This is a genomic window from Streptococcus intestinihominis (assembly GCF_046824975.1).
In the GTDB taxonomy this organism is placed as follows: domain Bacteria; phylum Bacillota; class Bacilli; order Lactobacillales; family Streptococcaceae; genus Streptococcus.
The window spans coordinates 69078-75149 of record NZ_JBKQBL010000008.1 but is presented as its reverse complement, the minus strand read 5'-3'; the positions used below and the strand labels follow the sequence as shown (position 1 = coordinate 75149).

General features: G+C 42.1%; 6 protein-coding genes. 5 read left to right on the top strand and 1 reads right to left on the bottom strand.

The features are described from left to right. The first annotated feature begins 200 nt into the window (after positions 1 to 200). From ACLOR3_RS10335 to ACLOR3_RS10315, 5 genes are all read left to right on the top strand, one after another. Entirely contained in the window at positions 201 to 638 is a 438-nt protein-coding gene (locus tag ACLOR3_RS10335; protein ID WP_195214452.1) for a zinc-dependent MarR family transcriptional regulator, read from the top strand. Then, complete coding sequence (locus tag ACLOR3_RS10330; RefSeq protein ID WP_195324385.1) at positions 638 to 1342, top strand: metal ABC transporter ATP-binding protein; 705 nt, start codon at positions 638 to 640, stop codon at positions 1340 to 1342. The genes ACLOR3_RS10335 and ACLOR3_RS10330 overlap by 1 nt, the downstream gene beginning before the upstream one ends. After that, positions 1335 to 2138 (top strand): metal ABC transporter permease, encoded by an 804-nt coding sequence (locus tag ACLOR3_RS10325; RefSeq protein ID WP_125374845.1) that lies wholly within the window; start codon positions 1335 to 1337, stop codon positions 2136 to 2138. The genes ACLOR3_RS10330 and ACLOR3_RS10325 overlap by 8 nt, the downstream gene beginning before the upstream one ends. An 8-nt stretch (positions 2139 to 2146) precedes the next feature. Further along, positions 2147 to 3646 (top strand): zinc ABC transporter substrate-binding protein AdcA, encoded by a 1500-nt coding sequence (locus ACLOR3_RS10320; RefSeq protein ID WP_154854107.1) that lies wholly within the window; start codon positions 2147 to 2149, stop codon positions 3644 to 3646. Positions 3647 to 4030: 384 nt separating this feature from the next. Further along, positions 4031 to 4576 carry a DUF6287 domain-containing protein gene (locus ACLOR3_RS10315; RefSeq protein ID WP_368387491.1) on the top strand — a complete coding sequence of 182 codons (546 nt, stop codon included), beginning with the start codon at positions 4031 to 4033 and terminating at the stop codon, positions 4574 to 4576. Positions 4577 to 4629: 53 nt separating this feature from the next. Here ACLOR3_RS10315 and ACLOR3_RS10310 read toward each other — a convergent pair. Continuing rightward, the coding region (locus ACLOR3_RS10310) for a GH92 family glycosyl hydrolase (RefSeq protein WP_412037208.1) at positions 4630 to 6072 on the bottom strand (1443 nt) is incomplete at its 5' end.

The following is a 6072-nucleotide window of genomic DNA, read 5'->3' as shown; positions in this document are numbered from 1 at the left end:
CCCCGGCCGCCGGTATAGTATTAAAGACAAGGTTTTCGGACCTTGTCTTTTTCTTTTTTTCGTTGAATTTGTAACGTTGAGTTACCTATTAGTTACTAAAATTTGTTTTTATTGTTTTCTGAAAATACTTTGACTATTTTCCTTTACTGTGTTATAATTAACCGGTAAAGTATTTACTGGTTGATAGAAAGGAAGTTCCTATGAAGGTTGCTAATCAGATAGATGAGTTTTTGAATTCTATCTTACTTATTTCTGAGAATCAGCATGAAGTATTGATAGGTTCTTGTACAAGTGGTTTTTCTTTAACCAATACGCAAGAACACATTTTAATGTTATTATCAAAGAATAATTATTCCAATTCTGAGCTTGCTAAATTGCTGAATGTTAGTCAAGCTGCTGTTACTAAGGCTGTTAAACAATTACTTTCTTTTGGGATGTTAGAAGCTCTAAAAGATGAGAAAGATGCTCGAATCGTTTTGTACCGTTTAACAGATTTGGGGCGTCCAGTTGCTGAGGAACATTCTCATCATCATGATCATACTTTGGCTGTTTATAATCAAGTTTTGAGCGAATTTTCTCAAGAAGAACAAAAGGTTATTTCTAAGTTTTTATCTCGCTTATTGGAGGATCTTCGTTAATGCGTTATATTACTGTTAAAGATCTTTCGTTTTATTATGATCGAGAGCCTGTGCTTGAAGGTGTGAATTACTACTTGGATAGTGGGGAGTTTGTGACGCTGACTGGTGAGAATGGTGCCGCCAAATCTACTTTGATCAAGGCAAGTCTTGGCATCTTAAAACCAAAAGTAGGGACGGTTGAAATTGCTAAGGAAAATATAGCTGGTAAAAAATTACGCATTGCCTATCTTCCCCAACAAATTGCAAGCTTTAATGCTGGATTTCCCAGTTCTGTTTATGAGTTTGTGAAATCGGGACGGTATCCTCGTAAGGGTTGGTTTCGTCGGTTAAATCATCACGATGAGGAGCACATTTTAGCTAGTTTATCTGCTGTTGGGATGTTAGAGCATCGTGATAAACCTTTAGGGGCTCTATCCGGTGGCCAGAAACAACGGGCTGTCATTGCACGAATGTTTGCGTCTGATCCAGATATTTTTGTGTTGGATGAACCGACTACTGGGATGGATGCTGGTAGCAAGGATGAGTTTTATGAATTGATGCACCACAGTGCCCATCACCACGGAAAGGCTGTTTTAATGATCACGCATGATCCTGAAGAAGTGAGTCATTTTGCCGATCGCAATATCCATTTGGTGAGAAAACAAAATTCTCCATGGCGTTGCTTTAATGTCCATGAGAAAGATGGAGGTGAGGAGCATGCTTAGTTTATTTCAATATGACTTTATGCAACGGGCCTTGTTAGCGATGGTTGCCATGAGTCTCTTCTCCCCTATCTTAGGTGTATTTTTGATTTTGCGTCGTCAGAGCTTAATGAGTGATACACTGAGCCACGTCTCTCTATCAGGGGTTGCTTTTGGCCTCTTCCTTGGTTTCTCTCCAACTATTTCTACAGTCATTGTGGTCATCATAGCTGCTGTATTTCTAGAGTACTTACGAACAGTCTATAAAGATTTTATGGAAATTGGGACAGCGATTCTCATGTCGACCGGCTTGGCCTTGGCTTTGGTGATCATGAAGGGTGGCGGTAAAAGTTCCATGAGTTTGGACCAGTACCTATTTGGCTCTACCTTGACCATTACGGATGAGCAAGTGCTTGCTTTGTTTATCATTGCAGCCATTGTTTTAGTTTTAACGATTCTCTTTATTCGTCCCATGTATATCCTTACATTTGATGAGGATACAGCTTATGTAGATGGTTTACCCGTGCGTCTCATGTCTATCTTGTTTAATATTGTGACAGGGGTGGCTATTGCCTTGATGATTCCGGCTGCGGGTTCCTTGTTGGTATCTACCATCATGGTCTTGCCAGCTAGTATTGCTTTAAAGCTAGGAAAAACCTTCCGTTCAGTCATGCTTTTGGCAGTGGTCATTGGTTTTGTAGGGATGGTCAGTGGTCTCATTCTTTCTTATTACCCGGATACACCGGTTAGTGCGACCATTACCCTCTTATTTGTATCCTTCTTTTTGCTCTCAAATCTTTTTGTTAAATTTAGAAAATAGGTGATCTTATGAAAAAACTTGCATGGCTGGTATTAGCCTTTTGTAGTCTTCTTTTAGTAGCTTGTAGTGGTGGTCAAAATCAGTCAGGGAAATTGAAAGTCATGACGACTTTCTATCCTGTCTATGAATTTACTAAGCAAGTCGTTGGAGACGAGGGAGATGTGGAGCTCTTGATCGGGTCTGGTTCGGAACCCCATGATTTTGAATTGTCTGCCAAGGGGCGCGCAAAAATCCAAGAGTCAGATGTCTTTGTCTATGAGAACGAGAACATGGAAACTTGGGTGCCTCAGTTGTTGAAATCAATGGATGGCAAGAAAACTAAGGTTGTCAAAGCGACGGAAAATATGCTGCTTTTACCAGGTGGTGAAGAAGAGCATGACCATGAGGGAGGGGAAGAACACCATCATGACTATGATCCCCATGTCTGGCTTTCTCCACAGAGAGCTATTAAAATGGTGGAAACGATTCGTGATCAACTGGTGAAACAGTACCCAGATAAAAAGGCTAGCTTTACCGCTAATGCGGATGCCTATATTGCCAAGTTGAAAAAATTGGATGATAGCTATACGAAGAGCTTGTCTGCAGCGAAACAGAAAAACTTTGTTACTCAACACGCAGCTTTCCGTTATTTGGCCCTGGACTATGGTTTGAATCAAGTCTCTATCTCAGGTTTGTCACCAGATAGTGAACCGTCTGCAACTCGCTTGAGTGAATTGACAGAGTACATCAAGAAGAACGACATCAAGGTTATCTACTTTGAAGAAAATGCTTCTAAATCCTTATCGAAAACCTTGTCTGCTGAAACCGGTGTGGATCTAGCTGTTTTGAATCCATTAGAGAGCTTGACAGATGAGCAGATGAAAGATGGTGAAGACTACATCTCTATCATGGGAGCCAACCTCAAATCTTTGGAGTTAACAACGACTCAAGCCGGAAAAGAAATCGCTCCAGAAGAGGAAGAAGACACCAAAACAGTGGCCAATGGCTATTTTGAGGACAGTGCTATTAAGGACCGAACTCTTTCAGACTATGTAGGTGATTGGCAGTCTGTGTATCCTTATCTAAAAGATGGAACCTTGGATCAAGTCTTTGACTACAAAGCCAAATTAACCAAATCCAAAACAGCTGAAGAGTATAAAGCCTACTACACCACCGGTTATAAAACAGATGTCGACCGGATTGTCATTACAGACAAAACCATGACCTTCTATAAGAATGGCGAAGAGAAGAAGTTCGAATACCGCTATGCTGGGAAGCATACGCTAACCTATACAAAAGGGAATCGTGGAGTGCGGTATCTCTTCGAAGCAACTGATCCGAATGCGGGTGAATTCAAGTATGTTCAATTCAGTGACCACCAAATTGCTCCTAATAAGGCAGCTCACTTCCATATTTTCTTCGGTGGGGAAAGCCAAGAGGCACTTTATAAGGAATTGGAAAATTGGCCTACTTACTACCCAAGTGACTTATCAGGATTCGAAATTGCGCAGGAAATGTTGGCCCACTAATCAAATAGAGAAGGAACCAGTTGGTTCCTTTCAGATTGAAGACAAAGTAATTTTAGAAACTTTCCTTAGGTGAGTACGGACGTCAACGAACTTCGAAGAAGTTCCATGACTTAGTTTTGGATCTAAGGTTCCAAAACTCCCGAGTGCCTGAAACAACTCTGTTTCAGGCACTTTTCTCACAGCGGAAAGTTTTTCATCTTTTTAAATTACTAAAAAAAATAATCATTTTTTGAAAATCATCTAGCTGTTTTATGTAAAACAATAGTTTGTCTGCATTCAAGAAGGAACCAGTTGGTTCCTTTTTTGATAGTAACAGAAACTTGTCAATTTGCTAGAAAAAGGATAAAATAAGGCTTATAGAATAGATTGAATGTAGGGAGATTCATGATGAAAAAGTATCGTTTGCTATTGTTGCTTTCTGCTCTACTGTTTTTCCTTGGAGCCTGTGGTGATAAAAAACAGGAGACAGGATCTGAAAGTAAAGAAAGTACAGTTCGTCAATCGAAGGATAGCTCAGCTACTAGTGAAGCAAAGAAGGCTGAGAGTTCGAGTGATAAGAAAGAAAAAACAAATATGGATATTGAAGCAATCGCTCAAGGGGATTATAGTAGCGTAGCTGGTGTCTGGCAAGATGATAAGGGGAATAAACTCGTCTTTGATCAAAATGGTTTGGTCTCAAACGAATATGAGTCTTATGGTCTTTCCTTGACAGACTATGGGACTGTTTCAGGAGGAGTCTACGGAGGAATCACAGGTGGATTTCTGATGGAATTTATTCCTGCCGGGCTTACGATTGATGACCAAACGGATGAAAATGGAGAAGTCATCTTCCATGATGATTCTGATGCCAGCAAGGATCGTCTCTGGACCGGAACTGGGATGTACAGTTTTACGGAACAAGGTTCTTTCCTTTATAAGGTCGGGGATTAACTAGTATAGGTGTAATGAAAAAGAATGAAGAGTGTCCTACTCTTCATTCTTTTTTAGATTTTAGGGAGCCAAGAAAGGTGGAAGTCTAGCTTCTCCGCTTTCAAGAGCTCTTGGTGACTCACTCTGTCGATTCTTTTCCCATCAAGTGAAACATCTTGAAGGAAGTGTGCCTGAGCTGTGTGGGCTGTACGATGGATATGGATCCATTTTTTCTCTTGAGGGAGATAGAGGCGTAGGTGTTTGAAGAGAGGAATCCCCAGGTCATAAACTGGTTTTCCGGGGCAAGTCGGATAGAGTCCCAAAACTGACCAGATATACCAAGAAGATAGACTGCCATTATCCTCATCTCCTGGATAGGCCTGGAAGCTTGGCTGGAAGGCTTCCTTGCGAAGGGCTTGGATCAGGATGCTAGTGTATTCTGGGTGTTGGCTATAGCGAAAGAGATAGGGGATGTGGAAACTCGGTTGGTTCGAAATGGCAATTTGCCCAAAAGGAGCTTGGGCCATCTCACTCATTTCGTGAATTTCGTAGCCATAGCCCGTCACTTCATAATGTGGTGCTTGGGTTGCCAGTCGGGTTAAGTAGTGGGTAAAGCCTTCTTCTCCTCCAAAGAGTTGCTTGAGTCCCTTTATGTCGTGAAGGGCGCCTAAGGTTGCCTGAATGGCAGAGCACTCTGCATAGTCGCGTCCCCAACTGATCGGAGAGAAGTCTGGTCTGAAATGACCCTTCTTATCTTTGGCTCGGATATAACCTGTTTCTGGATCAAAGAGGGTTCGGTAGGAAAGGCTAGATTGGGCATATTCTTTGGCAAGATCTTCCTTGCCAAGTATCTGAGCAGTTTGGGCGATACAAAAGTCGCTATAGGAGAAGTCGATGGTATGACTCACGCTTTCGTGGTAGTCGGTGGATAGATAACCTAACTGCTTGTATTCTTTAGCTCCTCGTCGACCGTAATGACCATTTGGATCTTCCTTCCTAGCTGTATCCAGCATGGCTTCAAAAAGTTCCGTGTGAAGGTAGGGAGCCAGGCCTTTCTGAATGGCATCTGCAATGACCCCATCAACGAGTGTCCCAGGCATCATGCCTCTTTCGTCTGGCGCTAGCCATTTAGGGAGGAAGCCTGTATCCCGGTAATGGTTAAGGAAGCCTTCGAGAAATTCCTGATAGAGCTCAGGATAGACCAGGCTATAAAGAGGAAAGGTGGTCCGAAAGAGGTCCCAGAAGCCCAGACTAGTGAAGTATTTTCCTTCTTGAATGCGGTTGTGGGCGAAGTCACGATGAACTGCTTTCCCTTCAGGGGTCACTTCATAACAAGTCTGAGGAAAGAGCAGACTACGATAGAGACAGTGATCGAAAAAGGTTCGATCCTCTCCGCCCGTATCTAAAATTTCAAATCGGTCCATTAGCTCTTGCCACTTGCGACCGGCTTTTTCTTTCATCTCTTCAAAGCTAGCTTTAGGGAGGTGAGATTTGGCCAAGTCAGGGCTAATAAAGGA